1 protein-coding gene is annotated in these 1,383 nt (G+C 41.1%); it reads right to left on the bottom strand.

Annotated elements, in window-relative coordinates; genetic code table 11:
* Positions 1-131: 131 nt before the first annotated feature.
* Positions 132-1,383, bottom strand: a 1,252-nt coding sequence (locus tag DFP80_RS20545) for a transposase (RefSeq protein WP_113918659.1), incomplete at its 5' end; no start/stop codon positions are given.

Below are 1,383 nucleotides of genomic sequence, written 5' to 3'. Positions count from 1 at the left end.
CACAATATTTCACATACACCCAAGATTCAACAGGTGATTCTATTTTTAATCATAGACTGATGATATAGAGCCATAAATGAAGCGTGATCACGGCGTGAGTCTTTCTATTTCCGTGAAGACTTTCTCTTTGACTAGTGTAGGCTATTCCTAAGTTTTTCGATGTTATGAACGAGAAAATACATTTGCCATTGGGCATTCACTTTTTCTTGCCCACGTAGCGTGAATTTGTTCATGCCTTTATTGACGGTGATATTACCAAACACAGGTTCAATTGCACCAAGTCGTTTACTGTATTGGCGCCGTCCTATTGGACTGTCTATCTTGGTTTTCATTTTATCACCGTAGCTTAGCTTTTTACGGGATTGATCGTTTAAGAACTGTACTTGTCTTCCTCTATCCTTCGGTGGTTTACGCATACATTGTTGCTGTAATGGGCACACTTTACAGTCTTTTAAGTAGCCGCAGAATCGTGCGTACTCTTGATTGCCACTCTTTACATTTGTCCCACTACACCACATTTCATTACCCGCAGGACAACGACACGTTTGTGTTGTTCCATCATAATGAAAATACTCTGATGTGAATAATCTTGGCCTGCCTTTACTTCGCTTTAATCGTCGTTTTTCTTGCTCTGTTTCATACGTTTCACTCTCTTTAAATAGCGGATTACGTTTTCTAAATTGATTGTCAGCAATATAACTATCGAACCCACTTTGAGCCATAAATTCCAAATTAGCTTCGCTGTTAAAGCCACTGTCTGCGGTGAATTTTGTTGTGTGCTCGTTTGGTTTCTTTTGTGTGGTGAGCTTATCGAGTTGCTGCTTTAATTGAGTAACCGCTGGCTCTAAGGTTTGCTGCTCACCAACCGAACCCCATGCTTGGGCTTGTAGGATGATTTGATGTTTATCGTCATTAATCGCAATGCCGTTGTAACCTTGGATAGTGCCTTTACTGGTGGTCATTTTTGCACTATCTGGGTCGATAATATTACTTTTAACAGGCTTGCCTTTACTGCCTGTTTTTTCTTGATGTGTCGCTAGATATTCCGTGATTTTCTCTGCACTTTTGTCGAGTTTGTCTTTTTGCTTCAAGTCATGCGCCACTTCGTCTTCACCTAAACTATCTTGTGCTTGATGGCGCTCAAGTATGCGTTGACTAGCACGACGTAACTTGGCTTGTTTTCGCTCAAGCTCGTCAAACGTACCACTCCATTCTTTACTCGCGTTTGATCTTATTTTACAACCATCGATGGCAAACATATTTCGTCCAATCAAACCTTCGCGGTCGCATATCATCAGGACTTGGGTAAACAGAGGTTCAATTTGGTCTTTCATGTTGGCAACAAAATTCGCAACTGAAGTGTAATGAGGCTGCGCATCACCA

Origin of the sequence: Marinomonas rhizomae, from assembly GCF_003315485.1 — a bacterium.
In the GTDB taxonomy this organism is placed as follows: Bacteria; Pseudomonadota; Gammaproteobacteria; order Pseudomonadales; family Marinomonadaceae; genus Marinomonas; species Marinomonas rhizomae.
The sequence above is the reverse complement of the archived record's forward strand: the minus strand, read 5'-3'. Positions and strand labels throughout refer to the sequence as shown.